Origin of the sequence: Acrocarpospora macrocephala, from assembly GCF_009687865.1 — a bacterium.
GTDB lineage: Bacteria > Actinomycetota > Actinomycetes > Streptosporangiales > Streptosporangiaceae > Acrocarpospora > Acrocarpospora macrocephala.
In genome coordinates this window covers 43,198-65,670 of record NZ_BLAE01000065.1, presented here as the reverse complement: position 1 = coordinate 65,670, position 22,473 = coordinate 43,198, and the positions used below count along the sequence as shown (strand labels likewise).

The following is a 22,473-nucleotide window of genomic DNA, read 5'->3' as shown; positions in this document are numbered from 1 at the left end:
ACCCATGTCCGTGCTGTCGGTACCCGCTCCGGCTGAACCGGTGCCCGCGCTGTCGGCACCCGCTCCGGCTGAACCCATGTCCGTGCTGTCGGTACCCGCTCCGGCTGAACCGGTGCCCGCGCTGTCGGCACCCGCTCCGGCTGAACCGATGCCCATGCTGTCGGCACCCGCCCCAGCCGAACCCGTGTCCGTGCGGCCTGTACCTGCCCCGGCTGAGCCGGTGCTCGTGCTGTCGGCACCTGCTCCGGCTGAACCTGTGCCTCCGGTGTGGCGGGGGCCGCTCGCGCGGCAGGTCGAGTCGTCCCCGGCCGGAGGTGTCCCGGGCCGAGTATCGCTGGAGCCGGTGGTGTCGGCGTTGGCGGTGTCGGCCGCGGCGGTGTTGGGGTCAGCGGTGTCGGCGCGTCCGGATGTGCTCTGCGATGGCGGTGCCCCCGTAGCGGGCGTGGCTGAGGCCGCGGTGGAGGCCGTATGGGTGGAGTCGGCGTCATGTGTGGGGTGGCCGGTGATGTGGTCGGTGGTGGGGTGGTCGTGTGTGGGGTGGTCGGTGGGGAGGGATTCGGCGCGGACCAGGACCAGGAGTTCGGTGGTGACTTTCTTGGTCAGCAGTGCTGACAGGGCGTCGGCCTGGCGGACCCGGAGTGGGCGGTCGTCGTCTTTGCCTTTCGGTCGGGCGTAGGCGGTGAGGAACTCGCGCAGGCGGGCGCCGGCCTCCCGGGGCAGCCGGAATTCCCCTTCCAGGCCGCCGGTACTGGACGGGCGGACCAGCAGGGAACGGGTGGCGTAGTCGGTTTCGGCGTCATCGTCCAGGGTGCCGGGGTCCAGTAGCTCTCGCAGGTATCGTCCGGCTTTGAGGATCTCGGCCGGGGAGGCGTTGTCGGCTAGGTCCAGCAGGATCGGCTCGGCCAGGGCGGCCTGGGCGTCGTTGAGGTGGGTGGTGACTTGGCTGATCGCGTCGGCTGATCCTTCGGCGAGGGTGCCGCGCGCCAGCCGATCTCGGACGGTGGGCAGGCGGGCCAGTTGGGTGGCGAGCCGGATCAGGCGGGAGGCACCTCCGCTGGTCATGCCCGCTGAGGCGCGTAGCCAGGTGCTGGTGGAGGCGTGCCCGCCGCTGCCGGCGCTTTTGGCCTCACCGGTGGCGTGGATGCGTCCCACCCGGGCGGCGATCGCCGAGTCCAGCCGATCCTGCGCGAAGAGTATTTCTTCCGTCTCGCCCAGGCACAACCCGGTGCTGTCGGGCAGGTCGGCCATCGCAATCCGGGAGGCGAGCTGCTTGAGTTCGGTCACCAGCACCCCGGAACCCACCGGCTCGCCCGAGACCTCCGGCCCTGCCGAGCGGCCGCCGTCGGCGGAGCGGCCGGTGTCGGTAGAGCGGCCAGGGCCGGTGGAAGGGCCGGTGTCGGTGGAGCGGGGGCCGTCGGTGGAGCGGCTGGTGTCGGTGGAGCGGCCGTGGAGGAACTGCTGCCGTGTGTTCTGCTGCCCCGCGTCGCCGCACGCGTCACCGTATGTGTCGCCGTAGTCGTCGTCGGCGGGGCGCTGGGGCGGGACGTAGTCAGGGTCCAGTACCGTGCCCTTCAGGAACGCGGGCAGTTCGCGTCCGCGGGCACCCCCCGCGCGGGAGGGATCCAGCACGCCGAGCCGAGACCCAAGCATGGAAGGCGCCCCCTTTCGCTCCGGCGGATCCGAACAACTACCCCTCACGCTATCCGGCGGCTACGACGAAACCTGGCCTTGATCCGCGGCAAACCCGCAGGTCACCCGCCCGGTGAAAAGATCTACCTACCCGCCGGCAGCTGAAGAGCCATCCGCCGCCTACCCCGGTGGCGGGTGATGTCGGCTCGTACCCGGGAGGCTGAGCGGGACGTTCAGAATGCGCGCCGTTCTGACCGATCTTGACGCTTTCCCTACGCGTTCCTCGCGTGCAAGTTCCGCTGAAGGGACCTAGCTTCGACGTGGAAGGGATCCCCATGTACGCCTATATCGCGCTCGGATTACTCGCGATCCCCGCCCTGTGGATCGTGCTCGGTGGGGTCAGGGTCGTCAATCAGATCGAACGGGGCGTGGTCTTCCGCTTCGGAAAAGTCCGCGGCCGAGTTCTCGAGCCGGGACTCGCCCTGCTCATCCCCCTGGTGGACCGGCTGAAAAAGGTCAACGTCCAGATCGTCACGATGCCGGTTCCCACCCAGGAGGGCATCACTCGCGACAACGTCTCGGTTCAGGTGGATGCCGTCGTCTATTTCCGGGTCCAGGATCCGCTGAAGGCGACGATCGAGGTGCAGAACTACCTGTTCGCCATCGGCCAGGTGGCACAGACCTCACTGCGCTCGATCATCGGCAAGAGTGAGCTGGACGACCTGCTGTCTAACCGCGAGGAGCTGCACCGGGGCCTGGAACTCATGATCGACAGCCCGGCCCTCGGCTGGGGCATCCACATCGACCGGGTGGAGATCAAGGATGTTCAGCTTCCGGAGTCGATGAAGCGCTCGATGTCGCGCCAGGCCGAGGCCGAGCGGGAACGCCGCGCCCGCGTGATCACCGCGGATGGCGAGTTCCAGGCGGCGCAGAAGCTCGCCGACGCATCGGCGATCATGTCCGAGACTCCGGGAGCCCTGCAATTGCGGCTGTTGCAGACCGTGGTGGAGGTCGCGGCGGAGAAGAACTCCACCCTGGTCATGCCGTTCCCGGTCGAGTTGCTGCGATTCTTCGACCGGGCTGCACAACCCGCCCAGGCCGCGGAGGCGTCGGCCGAACCATTTGAGCTGTCCCCGGCGGAGGACAGCCCCCGAGCCCTCACCGAGGCCGCCGACGTCAACAACCGCCACCAGGTCGCCCGGGGAGAGGACGGTGGCGAGGGTCTGGTACGTCGGTCGGTTGAGTGAGTCTCCTATGGTCGAAGGTCGGTGAGAACGTCACGCATGTGCTCAAGCGCTTGTCGGGCATCGAACCTTTGCCCAGAGTGTTCAGCGCCGATCTTGCTGGCCGCGTCGGCGACGAGGGTTCGGAGTGCGAGGGCGCCGAAGTCGCCGGTTGTCGTGAGGTAGTCCAGCACGCGTGCCGCGTCCGCCAGGCGTCCGATCGCCGCCATCATGTTGACGAACTCCACGGCGGCGATCCTGGCGACATCGGTGTAGTCGGTCTCAAGCAACTCTTCGACGTACGAGCGGAGAATCCGGAACGCCCCCGGCCGGTCCCCGCGCCGGAAGGCGGATCGTGCCTCGATGGGCTTGCTCACCGAGATGGTCCGATGGGGGACGGCGACGCTCGCCGACTCGTCGAAGAACCGGTCCGCCTGGTCGGCGTGGCCCTGGAACAGGGCGGAGTAGCCGAGCATGGCCAAGCTCAGGCACAGGAAGGTCGGCGGGCCCTGAACGCGGAACCGATCCACCAGGGCCGGGACGAATCCGTCCAGTTCCTCGAAACGTCCGACGCTCAGCAGCCCTGACGCCACCCCGGCGATCTCCGTGAGCGCCGCCGCGTGGTCCTCGCCCATCCGCCGGAGCCAGGCCACGGCCTCGGCGGCGGACTCCCGCTGCGCTTCGCCGTCCTCGTAGAGGTACGCCCGCGTGTAACGAATGAGCGGATGGTCCGGCTGCCCGTACCGGCGGACGAGACGCTCATACCCATCGTGATCCCCGCTTTGCATGGAGCGATACGCGGCCCACGCGAGCCAGTAGACGACCTGCTCCTCGTCGTCCGCCGGCGTGATGGCGAGGATGCGCTCGGCCCAGTCGCTGATCTCGCTCTGCTTGCGCAGGTTGACCTCCGCCGCGATCGGCCGGACCAGCGCGTCGGCCAGCTCGCGGTCGCCGATGGCACAGGCCCGATCGAAGGCGGCACGGAGGTTCGGCCACAACTGCCCGAGCCGGGCCACCCCTTCGATCTCGGCCGGGCCGACGAGCAGCCGATGGATATGGGCGACACTGTCGCGGCACCACCGCGCGTGGCGTTCGGCGATCAGGCCGCTGTGGCCCTCCTCCGACAGATGCTCGGCCGCCAGCTCGCGGATGGACTCCAGCAGCCGGAAACGCCGCCCGAACGGGCCGGACTCGACGACGAGCATCGACTTGTCGACCAGATCCCTCAGCAGGTCGTCGAGATCCAGCTCCCCGTCGGCGGCGACGCTCCCGGCCGCCGCGAGATCGAACGGCCCCGCGAAGATCGAGAGCCGCTGGAAGAGCACCTGCTGGGGGCGCGTGAGCAGGTCGTAGGACCAGTCGATGGTGGCCCGCAGCGTCCGGTGGCGTTCGGCGCTGGTTCGCCTGCCGCCGGTCAGGAGGCGGAGCGGAGCACCGAGCCGGGCCACGAGATCCGGCGGCGCGAGACTTCTCGTGCGCGCGGCGGCCAGCTCGATGGCGAGCGGGACGCCATCGAGGCGGCGGCAGATCTCCTCGACGTCGTCCCGGTGGGCGTGGGGGTCGAAGGTCAGCGAGACCGCCCGGGCCCGCTCGTTGAACAGCTCGGCTCCCGGCCCGGCGGGGTCCAGGGGCGCCACCTCGATGAGCTGCTCGCCGCCGATGCCGAGGGACTCCCGGGACGTGGCGAGCACCCGCACGCCCGGGCAATGCTCGGCGATGGCGTGGGCGAGCTCGGCCGCGCCGTCGATGACATGTTCGCAGTTGTCCAGGACGAGCAGCGCCGGACGTGACCGCAGGGCCGCGACGATCGACTGGGTCAGGGTGCGCCCCGAGCTCTCCTCGACTTCCAGGGTGTCGGCCACGAGGCGGGGCACGTCGCCTGGCGAAGCGATGTCGGCCAGCTCTACGAGCCAGGCCGCCTCGTCGGCCAGCTGCGCCGCCGCCAGGGCCAGCCGGGTCTTGCCGATCCCGCCCGGCCCCACCAGCGTCACGACGGGGGACTCCGCGAGAGCGCCGGCGATGACGCCGAGGTCCTCGTCACGGCCGATGAGCCGGCCCAGCCGGACCGGGAGATTCCCGGCGCCATCGCCGGGCGGGAAGATGCGGTGTCCCAGCCGCTCATCGTGGCCGAGAATCAAGGACTCCAGGTCATGCAGGCGTGGGCCGGGTTCTATCCCAAGCTGCTCCACGAGCTGGCTGCGCGCCTTCTGGTACGCCGCGAGCGCGTCAGCCTGCCGGCCTACCCGGTACAGGGCCGTCATCAGCAGCGCCCACAACCCCTCCCGCAGCGGATGGCACGCGGTGAGCTCCGTCAGCGGGCCGATGGCCGCCTGGGCATCCGTCCCGGCGCGATGCTCAAGGTCGGCCTCCACCGCGCCCAGCCACTGCTCCACCAGCCCGTCCACCATCGGCGTGAGGGCTTGCGCGTCCAGCCCGGCCAGGGGAGTTCCCGTCCACTCGGCCAGCGCCGCCTGGACGTCGCCCGCGTCGAGCCGCCGCCGGAAGCGGGCCACGTCTACCGCGTCAGCAGCCACCGCCAGGCGGTAGCCCGCGCCGGTCCGGACGATCGAGTCGGGGCCGAGGGCTTTGCGGAGCCGTACGACATAGGACTGGACGGTCTTTTCGGCCGTACGCGGGGGGTCGTCGCCCCACACCAGCTCCACCAGCCGCGGCACCGGGACGACGGACCCGGCGGACAGGGCGAGCACCGCGAGCACGGTCTGGCACTTCGCCGGACCGACGTCCACCGTCGCTCCACCGACCGTGGCACTGACACCACCGAAAAGACCGATCCGCACCACCGGGCTGCTCCCGCGCTCAGGGGTCGATCCTCCCACGGGCTCCACCGGCCTTCCACCGGGACTCAACCCGGCTCTGTCACGGTCTGACCACATCCACCGGACCGAAGGAGCATGTCATGGACTCACCGAAGCGGCTCGCCCGAACCGCGGGACTCTTCTACCTCATCGTCGCCATCCTCGGCGGCTTCGCCCAGATCGTGCGACTCGATGTCTTCGCGCCGGGCGATGCCGCCACCACCGTGGCGAACGTCGTGGCGAACGCCTCGCTGGTCCGGATGAGCTTCGTGGCCGACCTGACGCAGGCGACATTCCTCCTGTTCGTCGTCATGTGCCTCTACCGGCTGCTGCAGCACGTGAACAAGGGCGTGGCCCGCGCCATGGTCCTCTTCGTGGTGGTCGCGGTCGCCATCATCTGCCTGAACATGCTCCACCAGCTGGGCGGCCTGCTCGTCGCCACCGACCCCTCCTACGCCGGCGCCTTCGGTCCCGAAGGCTCGCCCGCGCTGGTGTTGCTCCTGTTCGACCTCCAGCACTCTGGCTACCTCATCGCCCAGATCTTCTTCGGCCTGTGGCTGTTCCCGCTGGGCCTCCTGGCCTACCGGTCCGGCATGTTCCCCCGTCCCCTCGCCGTCACGCTGATGGTCGCGACCGTCTTCTACCTGCTCGACGTGGCCCTGCAGTTCCTCGCCCCCGAACTCGCCGGCCTGGTCAACCCGCTCGTCGTCGTGGTGGCGACCGTCAGCGAGGTCTCCATGCTCGCCTACCTCTTGATCAAGGGCGTCAGAACCCTTCCCGCGGATCATGCGCTCGCGACCTGAGCCGAGCCAGTGTGGTCCGGTGGGAAGTGGACCTCGGCGAGCGCAGGTGTGGCCGTTACGTTGAAACGCAATGGATATTGATCTTGTGGTCGCGGGGGCGGGGCTGTTCGGGCTGACTGTCGCGGAGCGGTGTGCCAGGGACCTGGGGCTGCGGGTGCTCGTCGTCGAGCGCAGGGACCATATCGGGGGCAACGCCTACAGCGAGGTCGAGCCGTCGACCGGCATTGAGGTGCACCGCTACGGGGCGCACCTGTTCCATACCTCCAACGAGCGGGTCTGGGAGTACGTGAACCAGTTCACGGCATTCACCGACTATCGCCATCGGGTTTTCACGATCGCGGGGGATCGCGTCTATCCCATGCCGATCAACCTGGCCACGATCTGCGCCTACTTCGGCCGGGCCATGTCGCCCGGCGAGGCCAGGGCGCTGATCGCCGCGCAGGCGGGCGAGGTCGCCCATCCGGCCAATCTGGAGGAGAAGGCGATATCCCTGGTCGGGCGGCCGCTGTACGAGGCGTTCATCCGCGGCTACACCGCCAAGCAGTGGCAGACCGACCCCAGGGAACTGCCCGCGGAGATCATCACGCGGCTGCCCATGCGCTACACCTTCGACGACAGCTACTTCGCCGACCGGTACCAGGGGCTGCCGGTCGGCGGCTACACGGCGTGGCTGGAGAGGATGGCCGACCATCCGCTGATCGAGGTACGGCTGGGCACCGACTTCGCCGAACTGGGCGCGGCCGGGAACGTTCCCGTCGTCTACACCGGACCGCTGGACGGCTACTTCGGCCGCGCCGAGGGGGCGCTGGGCTGGCGGACCCTGGATTTCGAGTTCGAGGTCCTGGCTCAGGGCGACTTCCAGGGCACGTCGGTGATGAACTACGCCGACGAGCACGTGCCGTACACCCGGGTCCACGAGTTCCGCCACTTCCATCCCGAGCGCGACTATCCCGGCGACCGCACCGTCATCGCCCGCGAGTACTCCCGCTTCGCGGGCCCGGGAGACGAGCCGTACTACCCCATCGGCACCCCCACCGACCGCGCTCGCCTGGCGCGATACCGGGAACTCGCCCGCGCCGAGAAGGACGTGCTGTTCGGCGGGCGTCTCGGCACGTACACCTACCTCGACATGCACATGGCCATCGCCTCCGCGCTCGCGATGTACGGCAACCGCATCCGCCCCCGCTTCCTCCGCCAAGCCCGAGTCTGAGGGGTCCACCAAGCCGATCATCCGCCGCCCAAGTGGACCTGTGAACGGTACGAACCCGTGGATACGCTGCCGAAAAGACCCTGGGGGAGTGGCCGTGAGCACGGAAAACACCGGACCGGCAGAAGCCGGATTATCAGTGGTCATCCCGTGTTTCAACGAAGTCGACGCCATCGCGGGAGTGCACGCCGAGATCGTGGCCGACCTGGGCCACCTGGACCTGGAGATCCTCTTCGTCGACGACGGCAGCGGCGACGGCACTCTCGAAGCGATCAAGTCGCTCGCCGGAACGGATCCGCGCGTGCAGTACATCTCCTTCACCAGGAACTTCGGCTTCGAGGCCGCGTTCTCGGCCGGCTACCGGTACGCGGACCGCCCGTGGATCCTGCATCTCGACGCCGACCAGCAGTTCCCCGCGGCCGAGGCACTTCGGCTGATCGAAGCCTCCCCCGGCCAGGACGCGGTATTCGGGATCAGGACCGAGCGCAAGGACTCCTGGACCCGCAGAGCGGGCACCACGCTCTTCCACTTCCTGGCCGCCCGGGTCCTGAACGTGGAGTTACCGGTGGGAGCGACCGCGTTCCGGCTGGTGCGCTCGCCCGTCGCCCGGGCGGTCGTCGACCTCGACCTGGGCACGCCGTACTTCCTCGCCACCCTGCCGAAGCTGACCAGCAGGTACGCCACCGTCCCCGTCCGCCACCGCGAGCGCCTGACCGGTTCGCCGAAGGCGACCCTGCGCCGGCTCGCCGCGCACGCGGCCGATCTGTTCGTCACCAGGAGCGGGCGGCTGACGAGCGCGGCGTCCGGCCTGGCCCTGGCCGCGGCCGGGCTGGCCGCCCTGTGCGCCGCAGGCGAGGCTGCGGGATGGGTCGGCCAGGCGGCCGGAGTCACGGTGTCGCTGCTGCTCGCGGCGGTGAGCCTCGGCGTCCTGGCCTTTGTGGTACGGCACCTGGCGACGATCGCGGCCGGCCAGGCCAGACCCCGGCTCTTCTACGTCCGCGAGGCGAGCATCCCGATCGCCGCCAAGGACCTGCTGTGCCGCCCCGCCGAAACCAGCGCGCGGCGGCCATGAGCGAGGTGACCGTCGCATTCCCGCGACCTGCCATGATCCTGCGCCTCCTCGCGGGCCGAGGGGCGTTCCGGCTCGGCGTGCAGCTCATGCCGGTCACCCTGGCGGGCGTCTGGGACGCGGACGCCTTCGGCCTCTACGCCAGCACGGTCGGTCTCTCCATGTGGCTGCCGCTGGTCGTGAACGCGCCGGAGAAGGCCGCCCTGAAGGCCCTGCCCCGGTGCCGGCGACTCGCCCCGCAGCTGGCCAGGATCACCGTCGCCATGTCCGCCGCTCCCGTGGCCGTCCTGCTGGCCGTCCTGGCGCCGGTCATGGCGCTGGCCTCGGACTCGGAGGCGGCGGCCTACCTCGCCGCGGCGGCCTGGCTCGCCTGCACCGGCCTGCTCATGACCCTGTGCGGCCTGCACCGCCTGTACGGCAGGGCGGCCACCGACGCGCTGGCGTTCGCGGCCAACGGCGTCACGGTGCTCGCCGCCACCGCCGTCACCTGGCTGGCCGGCTGGACGCCGCAGTTCCACCTGACGACCCTGGCCGCCGGGTGCGCGCTGGTCACGGCGTGGACGCTGGCGAAGCTGCCGAAGGCCGTAACGCGGCCCGAGCGCAGGCTGCGGCGACGCGGGCTCGCCCGCCGCCTGGCGCACTCGACGGTGCTGCTCGGCGGTTCCGAGGTGCTGGACACGCTCTCCTTCTCCCTGGTCTACCTGGCCCTGGCCGTGTCCGGGCAGGTCGCTGAGAGCGGGACGCTCTACCTGGTGCTGCTGCCCGCGACCGCGATCGTCCAGCTGGCCAACTACCTGCTGCGGATGGCCCAGCCCGGCACGTCGGCCTGGCTGCGGGGCGCCGGTCGCGCCGAGGGCGACGCGCGCGCCGCCGGGCTGCTGCGCCTCGGCGAGCGGCTCGGGCTCGGCTTCGCCGTGCTGTGGTCCGTCCTGCTGCTCGTGCCGGGCACCCGCGAACTGCTGCTGACCGGGATCGGCCGGTGGGTGGCGCTCGGCGGGCTCGCGCTCCTCGTGCTGGCCCTGTTCCTCATCGCGAGATACGCCGTGCACCTGCTGGAGAACACGACCGACCGGGCCGCGGCCCACACCTCCACGACCGCGCTGATCGGCGTGTTCGCCGCCGGCCTCCTGGCGGCCGCGCTGGCGCCCGCGCTCGGCGCGGTGGGCGGCCTGACGGCCCTGGCCCTCGCCATCGCGGCCCGGGCGGGCGTCCTGCGGCGAACCCAGCGCACCTACAGTACGGAGCACTGACATGTACGTCCTTGGCATATCCCGGGTCCACGACTCGGCGGCAGCGCTGGTACGCGACGGCGAGATCGTCGCGTTCGCGGAGGAGGAACGGTTCAGCCGCGTCAAGCACGACGGCCGCTTCCCCGGCGGGGCGATCAACTCCTGCCTCGACCAGGCGGGCATCACCCTGGCCGAGGTCGACCACGTCGCCTTCTACTGGCAGCGCTGGCCCGAGGTGGCGCACGCGGCCAGAGTGTTCGCCCGCTACTTCCCCGGCACCCTGGAGGTGTTCCGCAACAGGCGCGAGGGGGGCGTGCGCTCGGCCGGCTGGCGGGAGACCTGGCGGCACGGCGGGGGATCCGGAGGTGTGGACGACTTCCACGTCGGCGGGGCGGTGCTCGCGCATGTCAAACGCACCTACACGATCGGCCAGGAGATCAGGGACGCCGTCGGGCACACCGGACCGACCCGGTTCAAGGTGCATCTGATCGACCATCACCGCGCGCACGCGGCCAGCGCCTTCTACGTCTCCCCGTTCGACTCCGCCGCCGTCCTCACCATGGACGGCGTCGGCAGCGACGGCACGAGCACCTGCCTCGCCGTCGCGCACGGCGACAAGATCTCCGACCTGCGGCGCGTCAAGTACCCGCACTCCCTGGGCGCCATGTACGCGATCATCACCGGCTACCTCGGTTTCCACCCCACCGTGGACGAGGGCAAGGTGATGGGCCTGGCCCCCTTCGGCTCCGACACCTACACCGATCAGTTCGCCGACCTCGTCCACCTGGACCCCGACGGCGGGTTCGAGCTGAACCTGAGCTGGTTCCGGCATCACGTCAACGGCAGGCACCTGGTCTCGCGGAAGTTCCTCGACACCTTCGGCCCGCCGCGGCCCCGTACGAAAGTCACCAAAGACAATCCGATCTCGCAGCACTACATGGACATCGCCTACGCGTTGCAGGCGACGCTGGAACGCGCGGGCCTGCACCTGGCCAGGTGGCTGCACGAGCGAACCGGCCTGCCCCGGCTGGCCGTGGCCGGCGGCGTGGCGCTGAACTCGGTCATGAACGGCCGGATCCTGCGGGAGACGCCGTTCGAGGAGTTCTTCGCCCAACCGGCGGCGGCCGACGACGGGTCGGCGCTCGGCGCGGCCCTGGAGGTGTCGGTGGGCCGCTACGGCCGCCCCCGGCCGACCGAGGGCTTCATCTACACAGGGCCGGAGTTCGGCGAGGACCGGATGGAACGCGCGCTGTCCGACGCCGGGCTGCCGTACCAGCGGATCGACGACATCGCCGCGCACACCGCGGCGGCGCTCGCCGACGGCCTGATCGTGGGCTGGTTCCAGGGCCGGATGGAGTGCGGCCCGCGCGCCCTGGGCAACAGGTCGCTGCTCGCCGACCCCCGGGATCCCGAGGCCAAGACCCGGATGAACGAGAAGGTCAAGCACCGCGAGGCGTTCCGGCCGTTCGCGCCGTCGTGCCTGGCGGAGCGCGCGGGGGAGTACTTCGCGGGCGACCACCCGTCGCCGGTCATGCTGCTGGTCTCCGACGTGCTGGCACACCAGCGCGCTCGGGTGCCCGCGATCACGCACGTGGACGGCACCGCCCGGGTGCAGACGGTGCGCCGGGACGACAACCCGCTCTACCACCGGCTCATCGAGAGGTTCGCGGAGCTGACCGGCGTGCCGATGCTGATGAACACCTCCTTCAACGACAATGACGAGCCCATCGTGTGCACGCCGGAGGACGCGGTCGCCTGCTTCCGCAAGACCGACGTCGACGCGCTCGCGCTCGGCCCTTTCTGGACCCGGAAGGAGGCCGGCGCGTGAAGAACTGGCTGTGGCTGGTTCCGGGAGTCCCGACCGCTGCCCTGGTCTACCTGATCATGATCGTGCTGCCGCCGAAGCAGACGCTGGGTGATCTGGGCGACTGGGCGTTCCGGGGCAGCCCGTTCGTGCTCGCCGTGGTGACGGTGGCGCTGCTGCCCCGCTGGAGGGCTGCGCCATGGCTGCTGGTTCTCGCCACGGTCGTCTACATGGGCTTCCTGGACACCGGGCTGGTCCTGCGGATCCTGGCGTACGGCGCGGTCCCGCCCGCTGAGCAGGACGCGGCGTTTCAGCCGATTTATCAGTTCCAGCTGCTGATGGTGACGTTCGTGGTGCTGTTCGCGCTCTTCGCCTACCGTATGGCGGGCGCGCGCACCACGGCGGTGCTAAAGGCCGGGTTCGCCTCCTTCCTGGTTGTGATCTCTGGGCTCAACGACCTCACGTTCTGGCTGACCTATGACTGGCAGAACGGCAGGCCGTCCGAGCTGAGCTGGGCCTCGCACATCATCGTCTTCCTCGGCGGGCCGCCCAGCGTCACCGCGGCCGTGATCTTCATGGCCGTGCACCTGGCGCTGGCCCTCGCCGTGCTCCTGCTGCCGCTGGACCGGATCGCCGAGCGGTGGCTCGCGCGCGGGCACGTGGCGTCGTGAAGACCCTCGTCGTGCTCGGCGCGGCGGACGGCGCGCTGTCCACCTACCGGATCGCGGCCGAGATGGGCTACCGGACGATCGCCGTGGACCGCTCGGCCGCCGCGCCCGGCGTCGCCGTGGCGGACGAGTACCTGCCGCTGAGCACCAGGGACGCCGCCGGGATCCAGCGCGCGCTCGCCCCGCGCGGCGACCTGGCCGGGGTCATCGCGCCGTGCAGTGACATCGCCCTGCCCACCCTGCTGCAGCTGACCCGCGCCCTCAGGCTGCCCGTCCACTTGTCGGAGACAGCAGTCCGCGCGTCGGTGGACAAGACGGTGCTGAGGAGCATGCTCGACGGTCTGGGCGTTTCCTCCTACCGGTGGATCGCGAGCCACGACCCCCGCGAGATCGCCGAGCGCGCTCGTGGCCTGCGGTTTCCGCTGGTGGTCAAGCCCGCGGACGCGCAGGGTGGCCGCGGGGTGACTAGATGCGAGTCGCCCGACGAGATAGAGGCGGCCGCGCACGCCGCGAAGGAGCGCGCCTACGGCGGCGGGATCATGGCCGAAGAGGAGATCCGCGGCACGCACTGCGGCTGTGAGTGCGTCATTGAGGGCGGCCGGGTGGTGTTCATGGCGATGACCCGGCGCACGCTGAGCCCGCCGCCGCTGACGCTGACCACGGCGCACGCCATGCCCGCCGGGCTGCCCCCCGAGGTCGAGCGGGCCTGTCGGCGGTTGGTGAACCGGGTGTGCGGGCTGCTGGGCTACCGGCGCGGGCCGCTCAACCTCGACCTGGTCGTCACGCCAGGTGGCGAGCCGTACCTGATCGAGCTGGGGGTGCGCATGGGCGGGAACGGCATCGACGACCTGACACGGATCTGCCACGGGGTGGACCCGGTCCGGGCGGCGGTGCGGGCGGCGGTCGGCGAGCCGATCGAGTTGAGGCCGCACGAACCGCGGCCGGTCATGTGGAAAGTGCTGGCCGCCGAGCAGGCGGGGAGGCTTGTCTCGGTGTCCGGCGCTGAGCGGGCAAGGGCGCTCCCGGGTGTGGCCGAGTTGGTGATCCTGGCGCGGCCCGGGCAGCAGGTGCGGCCCTACCGCGAGGTGTCGGACAAGCTGGGGTGGGTGGTCCTGCGCGGGGACAGCGTCGCCGCGCTCGACGCCGCGGCCGAGGCCGTGTCGCGGACGCTGCGCTTCACGGTGGCGAGCCATGTACTCCACTGAGGTGCTGGACACGATCACGTCCGTCGATCCCGCCGAGTGGGACGCTCTTGGCGAGGTCGGCGACTTCACCGGGCATCGCTGGCTGCGGCTGGCCGAGCGGGTGCTGGCCGGTCACCGGCCCAGATACCTGCTGCTGCGCCGCCGGGGACGGCTGGTGGCCGCGGCGGCGTGCACGCTCGAACAGCGGCTGCAGAACCCTGCCCTGGAGGCGCGGTTCGGGTGGGTGCTGCGGCGGACGCCGTACCTGCACGTGGGGGTGCCCATGATGTCGAAGGCCGGGCTGCTGGCACAGGGCGGCGAGCTCGCCGCCCTGTGCCGGGAGCTTCGCGCTCTGACCCGCCGCGAGCGTGCCCCGTTCAGCGTCATCGACCATCTGCCCGTCGGCCATCCGGCTTGGAGCGGCCTGGACGGGTGTCATGCGCTCGCCATGGCGCCGGAGACGCGCATGGACGTGGAGTGGAGCTCGTTCGAGGAGTACTTGGGGAGTTTGCCCAGGAAGAGGCGGCAGGAGGTCCGGCGGGTTGCGCGGCGCTCTCTCGGCGAGGGCATAACCGTGCGGCCCCTGGCCGAGCGGGGCGATCCGCGCCTGGATCGCCTGGTGGGTGATGTGGTGCAGCGCCACCACGGGATTCACCGGTTTGTGCCCGGCTTGTTCGAGGAGGCCGCCGCCGTGCTGGGTGACGATCTGACCGTGCTGGCCGCTTACCGGCACGGGGAGCTGGCCGGATGTGTCGCCCTGCTCCGGGACGGCGACGACCTGTCCGCCAAATGGATCGGCCGGGACTACGGGCTGACCGAGGGCACCAGCGCCTACCACGCGCTGGTCGCCGCGTGCGTGCGGACCGCGATCGCGCTGGGCGTGCGCCGGGTGCACTTCGGCGCGTCGGCGTACGAGACGAAGAAACAGTTCGGCGTGTGCCAGGAACCGAGGGGAGGCCTGCTCGCCATGCGCAGTCCGATCCTGAACCGGTGCGTCGGCTGGCCGCTGCGGAGGATGTCATGATGCGAGACGCGATACAGCAGGGCGCCGCCGTGATCCGGGCGCTGCGCAACGAGAGGTTGACGCCGGACCAGGTGCGCCGCCGCCAGGACCGCTCCCTGCGCCGCATGGTCGAGTACGCCTGGAACCGCAGCCGGTTCTACCGCGACAAGTTCGAGGCGGCCGGGGTGCGCCCCGAAGACATCCGGTCGATCGCCGATCTGGCCAGGCTGCCCACGACGACCAAAACCGAACTCCAGCGGTACGGAATCACCCGGGCGCTGGCGCGGGGCTACTCCCCGGCCAACACGTTCGAGGACGCCACCTCCGGCTCCTCCGGGACCGTGATGAAGTTCTACCATTCGCGCGAGGCGTACAACCGGTACTTCGCCTTCGCCTACCGGCACCTGGCGGCCATCGGCTACCGGCCGTGGCACCGGGTGGCGTACACGGCGTACGAGCGGCTCACGCCGCTGCCCTGGGAGCGGCTCGGCCTCGGACGGCGGGAACGCGTCGATCTCACCCAGGCGGACCCGCGCGGCTACGTGGCGGACCTGCTGCGCGTCCGGCCCCACTTCATCACGGCCTATCCCTCGATCCTGCAGCTGATCCTGGCCACGGCCACCCCGGCGGAGCTGTCCCGCATCCGGCCCCGCGCCATCCACCTGCACTCCGAACTGCTGACAGAAGGGCTGCGCAGGCAGATCAGCGAGGGATTCCAGTGTGACTGCTTCGACGATTACGGCGCCTTCGAGTTCCACCACATCGCCTACGAGTGCCCGCGGCACCGCTACCACCTCGCGGCCGACAACGTGATCGTGGAATTCGTCCGGGACGGGCGGCCCGCCGAGCCCGGCGAGGAAGGGGAGATCCTGCTCACCGGGCTGAGCAACCGCGCCATGCCGCTGTTCCGCTACGCGATCGGCGACGTCGGCGTGCCCGGCGACGAGATCTGCCCGTGCGGCAGCGGGTTCCCCACCATGAAACTGGTGCAGGGGCGGGTCGACGACTTCGTCGTCCTGCCCTCCGGCCGGCGGCTCAGCCCCCGCGCGATCAACCCGGTCTACGAGCACCTGCCCGGACTGCTGGAGCACGTGCTCATCCAGGAGAGCCTCGATCACGTCCTGGTCCGGGTCAACGTCGCCGAGGCGCACCGGGACTCCACCCCGGCCGTGATCGAGCGGGAGCTGGGCGCGCTGTTCGGCGGAGAGGTCAGGGTGGAGGTCCGGCTGACCGCCCGGATCGCGCGCGGGCGCACGGGCAAGCTGCGCACGGTGATCTCGAAGGTGACCCCGCGCTGACCTCCTGCTTCAGCACCGCGTCAGCGGATTTTCAGGCCGCCCGGACACCATGAAGGGGTCAAGCGCCGCCGGCGGGGGCGGCGACGGAAAGACGCGTTCCGGGGAGAAAATGCGCCAGCCACAGCGACTCAGCGTTCCTCTGCTCCTAGACAGAGACCAGGCCCCGCCGCTCCAGGAGCAACTGCTGACGCAGTTGAAGGCGGCCATCGACTCGGGCCGGCTCGCCACCGGAACCCGGATGCCCTCCACCCGGGCGCTGGCGAGAATACTGAAGGTGTCGCGCGGCGTCGTGGTCGGAACCTACGACGCCCTCTACGCCGACGGGTACATCACCGGAGTGGTCGGCTCGGGAACCTACGTCGCGAAAGACTCCTTGGACGCCGCGCGCACGGCCCCCGCGTCCGGCAGGCCGGGACCGGCGCCGGCCATCGATCTGCGGCCGGACCGGCCGAGCTCGGACTGCTTCCCGCTGCCGGCCTGGCGGGCGGCCTGGCGCACGGTCAGCTACATCGCCCCCGGCGTCGCGGAGGCGCCGCCGCTGGGGCTGCCGGAACTGCGCGCGGCCATCGCCGGGCACCTCCTCCAGGCGCGGGGAATCGTGCTGGACCGGCACGAGGTGGTCGTCACCAGCAGCCAGGACAGCGCCCTGCGGCTGGTGCTGAGCGCCCTCGGCGAGGACCCGGTGATCGCGCTGGAGTGTCCCGCGCTGCCCATGGCGCGCACGGTGGCGGCCAGGCAGGGCCGGGTGTCGTCCGTCCCGGTCGATGACCAGGGCGTACGCCTCGATCTGATGCGCGGGGACTGGGACGCCGCGGTGCTGACCCCCGAGCGCAACCCGCTGCTGGGCGCGCGGCTGTCGCTGGAGCGCAGGCGGGCGCTGGCCGAGGACGCGCGCACGCGCGGGTCGCTCCTCATCGAACCGGCCCTGGGCGGTGTCCTGGACCTGGACGTCAGCCCGCTGCCGCCCCTCATGTCGCTGGCGCGGGCGGAGCACGCCGCCCTGATCGGCTCCTTCGGCGCCGTCCTGACCCCGGCGTTGCACCTGGGCTTCGCCGTCGTGGAGAGTGGCCTGGCGGAGACGATCGCGAAGGCCGATCCTGCCCACTACGAGCAGCCGTCGCCGCTCGTGCAGCTGGCCGTCAGCGATCTGCTGGCCTCCGGCGGCATGGCCGCGCACCTCACTCGGCTCGCCGGGCGGCACGCCGCGCTGTGGCGGCTGGTCTGGCAGGCCCTGGGCGACCTGCCCGGCACGCGGCTGCTGCGGGCCGGGGGCACGGCGACGCTGCTGCTGCCGGACGAGGTGTGCGCGAAGCGGGTCGTCCGCGCCCTCGCCGTCCAGCGGATCCACCTCACCGAACTCGACTCCTACGTGCATCCCCGGTCGCCCGCGCTGAACGGGCTCGTCATCGGGTTCGGCCACCTCGGCGAGGCGGTGCTCGGCACCACCCTGCGGGTCATCCGGCGCACGGTCAGCGCGGCCCGCGAGTGATCACCAGCCGCAGCGTCGCGAGCGCCGTCTTCAGCGTGGCCTCCGCGTCCTCGGCGGAGTCGCCGGTCACCACCAGATAGCCGAGCTTGTGCCCCGACTGCGTGAACGGATGAACCGGCGCCCCCACGGGCGTCACCACCTCCGCGTCGGCCACCCCGGGCAGCGCCCTGACCTCGTCGAGGCCGTCGACGCGGGCCAGCACCCCGTCCCATTCGTACGGCGAGCGCAACACGTGGATGATGCCGTGGCCGTGCCGCCGCGGCGTCAGGTCGTAAGGTTCGCCCAGCGCGAGGGAGATCAGCGCGCCGACCGTGTCGACGCCGTACACCGCGCGGGTGAGTCGCGGATACCCGTTGCCGCACAGCCTCGCCCCCACCTCCAGCACGTAGGGCGTGCCGTCCGGAGCCAGGATGACGTCGAAATGGGCAGGCCCGTCACGCCATCCCATCGCCGCGCACAGCCGCAGGGCCGCCTCGACGATCCTCCTCCGTGACTCCGCGGCGATCTGGGCCGGGCAGGTGTGCCCGCCGATCAGGAAGCCCGGGCCCGGGATCACCCGTTTCTCGGTGAGCACGGAGAAGGCGGCCGCGCCGTCCCGCAGGAAGACCTCGACGGTGATGTTCCTGCCCTCGCGGAACTCCTCCACGACGACCTCGCCGCACACCGAATGCGCCAGTGCGGCGGCGAGCGCCGCGACCAGCGCGGACGGTTCGCGCACCAGCGCGACCCCCTTGCCCCCGGAGGCGTCAACGGGCTTGACCACCACGGGGAACTCCAGCCCGGGCATCGGCTCGGCCCGGCGCGTCACCGCCCACCGGTAGCCGGGCAGGCCCGCGCTCCGCGCGATCCGGTGGAAGGCGGCCTTGTCCATCGACGCGTCGGCGGCCTCCCGGGGGTAGAGGTGCGGGGTGCCGTACCGCCGGGACAGCATGTGCCAGCTCAGCAGGCACATGTCGCTGCCCGCCGACACCACGCCGCTCGGCCGGGTCTCGCCGAGCGCCGCGATGACGGCGTCGTGGTCGCGGGTCGAGACCCGCAGGAACCGGTCGGCCAGTGGCACCCCCGGGCGGTCGTCCCGCCAGTCCACCGCGATGGTGCGCAGACCCCGCAGGCGCGCCTCCCGGAACAGCGGCAACTGCTCCTCCCCGGCCCCCAGCACCAGCAGTTCAGCCGCCATGATCGTGCTCCTTCTCCAGGGGCAACGCGGGTGGCGGTACGGCGGGCACGCCCCCGTCCAGGGTGTCCTCGGGCCGGACGTCCAGATTCGACTCGGCGATGTAGAAGGCGCGCAACGGCGTGGCGTCCAGCATCAACCGGTGCAGGTAGCGCGCCGACAGGGCGCACACGACGACGGTCAGCGCCGAGCTGTCCAGTGCCGCCAGCGCCACGCCCGCCGGCGCGACCACGCCCAGCAGCCAGCCCACGGTAACCGCGGCGGCCACGGCCGCCGCCACCGCCGCGATCAGGTACGCGGCGTTGAGCAGCCGCCACGAGAAACCGAAGAACAGCTCGAAGGCGTGCCCGCCAAGACGCAGCGGGCGGAACCGCGACCCCCCGGACTCCCGGGCTTGGTGGGTCGTCTCGACCGCGGTATAGCGGGAGGTCACCAGCGGCACCTTCGCGGCGAAGTACGCGTTGTTCATCCGTAGCTCGGCCAGGGTGCGGGCCACCGGCGCGCGGAGCACCCGGAAGGACGAGGCCCCCATCGGCACCTCGACGCCCAGCAGCCGCCTGGCCGCCCACTGGTGGCCGGCGGCCCCCAGCCGGCGCAGGAGCGGATCATGCCGGACCCGCCGGGTGCCGAACACCACGTCATAGCCCTTGGCCGCCTCGGCCAGCAGCACCCACGTCTGGTCCGGCGGGACCTGCAGGTCGGCGTCGAGCTGGACGATCCACGGGCGGCTCGCGTAGCGGAACCCCGCGCTGATCGCGGCCGAGAGCCCGAAGTTGCGCGAGAAGGAGATGTACCGCACGCGTCCGTCCATCGCGGCGATCGCGCGCATGTGCTCCAGCGTGTCGTCCGAGCTGCCGTCGTCGATGAAGATGATCTCCAGCTCCGGGATCACGCCGAGCGCGTTCACGATGGCGCGATGCGCGACCGCCACCTGCTCGCCCTCGTTGAAACAGGGCACCACGGCCGTCAGCCCGGTCACGGAGACCGCCGCAGCCGCCGGGTGAGCGACAGGACCGCCCGCCCAGGCACCGCCAGCACCGCGATCGCCAGCGCCACGTGCACCGCGATGAAGATGTACGCCTCGTGCTTGGCCGGATAGTGCCCGAGCCTGACCCTGATGTGCTCGGCCCAGTGCCACACCTCCGGGATGGGCGTCCACGCCGGATCGGTGTGCGGGTTGATGACCAGGAAGGCCAGATCCTCAAGCCCGGAAAGCTGGAGGATGATCATCGCCCCGCACAACCGCAGCGTGCCCGAACGCGAGCCGCCGCCGAGCCGGTAGGCAAGCGCGATGGACAGGATGATGAACGGGACCAGGGTCAGGACCGTGTAGTAGTACTCCGAGCCCGGCTCACCGGCGACGAAGAACATCCGGGGAATGAACACGGCGTAGAAGATCAGGAAGCAGCAGGGGATGAGGATCATCGGCAGCCGCAGCCACCGCGCCCACGCCGGATCCAGCCACGCGATCGCGACGCTCATCGCGACGAACGGCAGCAGCTTGAACAGGAAGATCCACAGGGATTCGATGGTGTGCTCGTGCGGCAGCCGGAGCCACACGATCGCCGCGAGCGCCAGGCCCGTCGTCCCGGCGACGAGGGTGACCGCGTTCGCCCGCAGGAACGGCGCGCGGTGCTCTGGTAAGGCGTCTACAGGCATGGGGACTCCGAGTGGTCTGTGATGCGGTCAGATCAGGTGGTCGGTCCAGGTTCTGGGCGTGAGCGCCGAGACGATCTCCAGCTCCAGGCCGTAGTCGAACTCCCGCGGCCCGCGCGCCGAGATCCAATCGATCATGCTCAGCAGCCCGTCCCGCAGCGTGGTCCCCGTCTCGTAGCCCAGCAGCCTGCGCGCCTTGCCGGAGTCGCAGGTGGCATGGTGGACCTCAAGGGGCCGGGCCGGCACGAAGATCGGATCGTTGGGCACCCCCATCAGCTCGGCGAGGGTCTCGGCCAGGGTGAGCACGGAGACCGGATCCTCGTCCGGGCCGACGTTGACGACCTCGCCGCGCACCCGGGCGTCCGCGCCGAGCCGGGCCAGGCACGACACGACATCGGAGATGAAGCTGAAGCAGCGCAGCTGGGAGCCGTCGCCGTAGATCACCGGGCGCTCTCCCCGCAGTATGCGGTTGATCATGATGGCGGCGACGTTGCGGTAAGGATCGTCGTAACGCTGCCGGGGGCCGATGACGTTGTGCGGGACGGCGATGTTGAACTCCATGCCGTGCGCCTCGCAGACCGATCGCACCATGAGCTCGGCGGCGTACTTCGCGATCCCGTACGGCGTCACGGGGGCGGGCTCGTCGGTCTCCGCGAACGGCGGGCGGCCATCGCCGTACCTGGACATCGACGAGCAGAACACGAAACGGCCCACGCCCGCCGCGGCGGCGGCCGACAGCAGCGCCACGGTGGCGCCGCAGGTGTGCTCGTGCACGTGAAAGGGGCTGAACACGCTGAGCCCCTCGTACGGCGCGGCGGCGCAGTGGTAAACGGTCTCGACCCCCGCCAGCAGATCGGCGTACGCCCCGGATTCGCGGCAGTCGGCGACCCGGAAATCCACCGCGCCGGGAACGTTGTCCTTGTAGCCGCCCATCAGATTGTCGACGCCGCGCACCTGATGCCCTTCCGCCAGCAGCGCGTCGGCTAAATGGCTCCCCAGGAACCCCGCCACTCCCGTGATGAGAACGGGACTCTTCACCATGCCTCCATTAATGTTCCGGGATGATTTGCCGGAAATCTATCCCCGCTTCCCGGGCGATCACAGAACCACTTGCGGCGGAGAAAGTGGACTATGCGGTTCGTCCCGCCGCCCATCGCGGCACGACCACCCGCCACATCGGCACGGGCTGGAATCCAAGCGAACCCTTGACCTCGAACATGCCCTGACCGGCGGACAGCTCGCGCCGCCCGCCGCTGCCGGCCACATGATCGATCAGGCGGAGGTAGTGGTAGAAGTAGAGGTGCTTGCGGCCGCCTTCGCCGGGGTCGACCGCCGCCCAGGAGCCCAGCTTCGGATGGGTGGGGTGATCGAGCAGGGCGCCGAAGGCCAGCAGCCGCCCCTGGCGTTCCCGGTAGGTCGCGGTGACCACGTCGGGGCGGCCGTGCAGGGCGGCGAAGTAGCTCGCGGGCAGCGGCACGTGCGGCTCCCACATCGACTTGAGCCGCAGCTCGTGGTCGTCGTGCAGGCGCGCCATCTCCGCGTGCTCCTCGGGCCCGAGGTCGGCGCGCCCGGCCCCGATCTCCACCTCCAGGTCTTCCGAGCGCGCCACGATGCGGCGCTGCCTGCGCAGGTCCTTGCGGCGGCTCGCGCGCAGCGAGCCGAGCCACTCCTCGGCCGAGGACCAGGTCACGGGCATGCTCCCGGACGTGGCGGCGGCCTGGGTGAAGGCCGCCCGGCGCGCCACCACGGGCAGGTCGGCGGCGGTCATGCCCCGGTAGACGAGACCGGCGCAGCCCTTCCCCAGCCAGGCCAGGACGGCCCGCTCGTAGTCGCGCAGCAGCAGGCGCCGGCGCTCCAGCGGGACCCAGGAGGCGAAGTGCCAGCCGGGGCCGTGCGAGTATCCCGGCACCCGGACGTCGAGCAGGACCGGCTCGCGGCGCGGCCGGGGCCGCCTGCCGCGGCCGAGCCCGAGGTAGAGGCCGATCGCGATGCCGCAGGGCCGCCCGTCGTCGTGAAGCAGGGCGGGCAGCACGCCCGCCCGCGCCGAGCCGGCCGCCTCCCGGATCACGTCGTAGGACCACGGCGCGGTCAGCCCCTCGTCCCGGTGAAGATCGCGCCATCCCGAGGGTTCCGGGTCGCTCAGCGGGTCCACAAGCTCAACGCCCATCGGGCCTTTCCTGTCTTGTCGGGATTAAAGCATCGCACAGCGGCGGATCCACTG

At 71.0% G+C, this 22,473-nt stretch carries 18 protein-coding genes; 11 read left to right on the top strand and 7 right to left on the bottom strand.

All coding sequences use genetic code 11. From position 1 onward, the window contains the following. Positions 1–1,650 (bottom strand): 13E12 repeat family protein (locus Amac_RS42120; protein ID WP_155360039.1); only part of this gene is annotated, 1,650 nt, incomplete at its 3' end. A 314-nt stretch (positions 1,651–1,964) separates the two neighbouring features. Between Amac_RS42120 and Amac_RS42115 the strand changes: the two genes are divergently transcribed. Then, positions 1,965–2,876: a slipin family protein gene (locus Amac_RS42115; protein WP_155360038.1), complete on the top strand. Its 912-nt coding sequence runs from the start codon at positions 1,965–1,967 to the stop codon at positions 2,874–2,876. A gap of 5 nt (positions 2,877–2,881) precedes the next feature. On the opposite strand, the gene Amac_RS42110 is transcribed toward Amac_RS42115, so the two are convergent. Next, entirely contained in the window at positions 2,882–5,599 is a 2,718-nt protein-coding gene (locus tag Amac_RS42110) for an AfsR/SARP family transcriptional regulator (RefSeq protein WP_218041615.1), read from the bottom strand. A 170-nt stretch (positions 5,600–5,769) separates the two neighbouring features. Here Amac_RS42110 and Amac_RS42105 point away from each other — a divergent pair, with 170 nt between their 5' ends. From Amac_RS42105 to Amac_RS42060, 10 genes are all read left to right on the top strand, one after another. Next, entirely contained in the window at positions 5,770–6,471 is a 702-nt protein-coding gene (locus Amac_RS42105; RefSeq protein ID WP_155360036.1) for a DUF4386 domain-containing protein, read from the top strand. 70 nt (positions 6,472–6,541) lie between these two features. Beyond that, positions 6,542–7,681, top strand: coding sequence for a UDP-galactopyranose mutase (gene glf / locus Amac_RS42100; RefSeq protein WP_155360035.1), 1,140 nt, complete (start codon positions 6,542–6,544; stop codon positions 7,679–7,681). A 94-nt stretch (positions 7,682–7,775) separates the two neighbouring features. Beyond that, positions 7,776–8,750 carry a glycosyltransferase family 2 protein gene (locus Amac_RS42095; RefSeq protein ID WP_155360034.1) on the top strand — a complete coding sequence of 325 codons (975 nt, stop codon included), beginning with the start codon at positions 7,776–7,778 and terminating at the stop codon, positions 8,748–8,750. Continuing rightward, positions 8,714–9,997: a hypothetical protein gene (locus Amac_RS42090; RefSeq protein WP_155360033.1), complete on the top strand. Its 1,284-nt coding sequence runs from the start codon at positions 8,714–8,716 to the stop codon at positions 9,995–9,997. The genes Amac_RS42095 and Amac_RS42090 overlap by 37 nt, the downstream gene beginning before the upstream one ends. 1 nt (position 9,998) lies before the next feature. Next, the gene (locus Amac_RS42085; RefSeq protein WP_155360032.1) at positions 9,999–11,804 is read left to right on the top strand and encodes a carbamoyltransferase family protein; all 1,806 of its coding nucleotides are present in this window, start codon (positions 9,999–10,001) and stop codon (positions 11,802–11,804) included. Beyond that, a complete protein-coding gene (locus tag Amac_RS42080) occupies positions 11,801–12,451 on the top strand; it encodes a hypothetical protein (protein WP_218041614.1) in 651 nt (216 codons plus the stop codon). The genes Amac_RS42085 and Amac_RS42080 overlap by 4 nt, the downstream gene beginning before the upstream one ends. After that, positions 12,448–13,653, top strand: a complete 1,206-nt coding sequence (locus Amac_RS42075; RefSeq protein ID WP_155360031.1) for an ATP-grasp domain-containing protein — start codon at positions 12,448–12,450, stop codon at positions 13,651–13,653. The genes Amac_RS42080 and Amac_RS42075 overlap by 4 nt, the downstream gene beginning before the upstream one ends. Beyond that, positions 13,640–14,656: a GNAT family N-acetyltransferase gene (locus tag Amac_RS42070; RefSeq protein ID WP_155360030.1), complete on the top strand. Its 1,017-nt coding sequence runs from the start codon at positions 13,640–13,642 to the stop codon at positions 14,654–14,656. Before Amac_RS42075 ends, Amac_RS42070 begins: the two co-directional genes overlap by 14 nt. Then, entirely contained in the window at positions 14,653–15,933 is a 1,281-nt protein-coding gene (locus tag Amac_RS42065) for a phenylacetate--CoA ligase family protein (protein ID WP_155360029.1), read from the top strand. The genes Amac_RS42070 and Amac_RS42065 overlap by 4 nt, the downstream gene beginning before the upstream one ends. Positions 15,934–16,042: 109 nt before the next feature. Next, positions 16,043–17,422 (top strand): aminotransferase-like domain-containing protein, encoded by a 1,380-nt coding sequence (locus Amac_RS42060; protein ID WP_170322935.1) that lies wholly within the window; start codon positions 16,043–16,045, stop codon positions 17,420–17,422. Here the strand turns inward: Amac_RS42060 and Amac_RS42055 are convergent. The 5 genes from Amac_RS42055 to Amac_RS42035 form a co-directional block, all read right to left on the bottom strand. Beyond that, positions 17,403–18,599 (bottom strand): ATP-grasp domain-containing protein, encoded by a 1,197-nt coding sequence (locus Amac_RS42055; RefSeq protein ID WP_155360027.1) that lies wholly within the window; start codon positions 18,597–18,599, stop codon positions 17,403–17,405. The two genes, Amac_RS42060 and Amac_RS42055, sit on opposite strands and share 20 nt — an antisense overlap. Further along, the gene (locus tag Amac_RS42050) at positions 18,589–19,575 is read right to left on the bottom strand and encodes a glycosyltransferase family 2 protein (RefSeq protein WP_155360026.1); all 987 of its coding nucleotides are present in this window, start codon (positions 19,573–19,575) and stop codon (positions 18,589–18,591) included. The genes Amac_RS42055 and Amac_RS42050 overlap by 11 nt, the downstream gene beginning before the upstream one ends. Then, positions 19,572–20,255 (bottom strand): hypothetical protein, encoded by a 684-nt coding sequence (locus tag Amac_RS42045; protein WP_155360025.1) that lies wholly within the window; start codon positions 20,253–20,255, stop codon positions 19,572–19,574. The genes Amac_RS42050 and Amac_RS42045 overlap by 4 nt, the downstream gene beginning before the upstream one ends. Before the next feature lie 27 nt (positions 20,256–20,282). Further along, positions 20,283–21,293: an NAD-dependent epimerase/dehydratase family protein gene (locus Amac_RS42040; protein WP_218041613.1), complete on the bottom strand. Its 1,011-nt coding sequence runs from the start codon at positions 21,291–21,293 to the stop codon at positions 20,283–20,285. 88 nt (positions 21,294–21,381) lie between these two features. Further along, complete coding sequence (locus Amac_RS42035) at positions 21,382–22,419, bottom strand: GNAT family N-acetyltransferase (protein WP_155360024.1); 1,038 nt, start codon at positions 22,417–22,419, stop codon at positions 21,382–21,384. Positions 22,420–22,473: the final 54 nt, after the last annotated feature.